This is a genomic window from Streptomyces milbemycinicus (assembly GCF_002154605.1).
GTDB classification, from domain to species: domain Bacteria; phylum Actinomycetota; class Actinomycetes; order Streptomycetales; family Streptomycetaceae; genus Streptomyces; species Streptomyces milbemycinicus.
On record NZ_MUNE01000333.1, the window covers coordinates 1 to 648 of the forward strand.

A 648-nucleotide genomic window follows, 5' to 3' on the forward strand; every position below is an offset into this window, starting at 1 on the left:
CTCCGGGCACGCCGTACGGGTCCGCCTCCGGCCGGCGCGGCGGCGGGCGGGGCGCCGGCACCCACGGCCGGGCGGCCCCGCCCCTGCCCCCGTGCCCGGGCACCGCCCTCTTTTTGCGGCTCGGTTCGCCTCCGGGGCGGGGGCGGGGCGGCGCGGGGCGCGACCCGGGTGCCGGAGCCCTGGCGGGCGGTCAGCCAGCCCTCGGCGACCAGTTCGGCGTAGGCGTCGGCGACGGTGTTCCGCGCCAGGCCGAGGTCGACGGCGAGGGAGCGGTAGGGCGGCAGCCGGGTGCTGGGGGCGAGCCGGCCACTCCGGATGGCCTCGCGCAGCGCCCCCATCAGGGCCGCCCGGCGGCTGCCCGTACCGGACAGCTCCAGGTGGAGGTCACTGCCGAGGCCGTCTGCCGAATTGACCCGGGATTCCGCCATGGAACCGGACGATACCGCTGGTCACCAGCCCCGCGAGCCTTGGCCGAGCCCACACCGGTCCTATGAGCCCTACGAGCCCTGAAGGAGCGCGGCCATCCATGCCTCGACGTCATCCGAGGTGCGCGGCAGGGCGGCCGAGAGGTTTCGGTTGCCGTCCTCCGTGACCAGAATGTCGTCCTCGATGCGGACGCCGATGCCCCGGTACTCCTCGGGCACGGTC

General features: G+C 76.1%; 1 protein-coding gene and 1 pseudogene (1 of these 2 only partly in view). Both read right to left on the reverse strand.

Going from position 1 to position 648, the window contains the following annotated elements:
* On the reverse strand, positions 1–428 hold a 428-nt coding region (locus CCN51_RS26080; protein ID WP_143675895.1), incomplete at its 3' end, for a GntR family transcriptional regulator.
* Positions 429–497: 69 nt separating this feature from the next.
* Positions 498–648: pseudogene (locus CCN51_RS26085) on the reverse strand (aminopeptidase P family protein) (it continues 1,251 nt past the right edge of the window).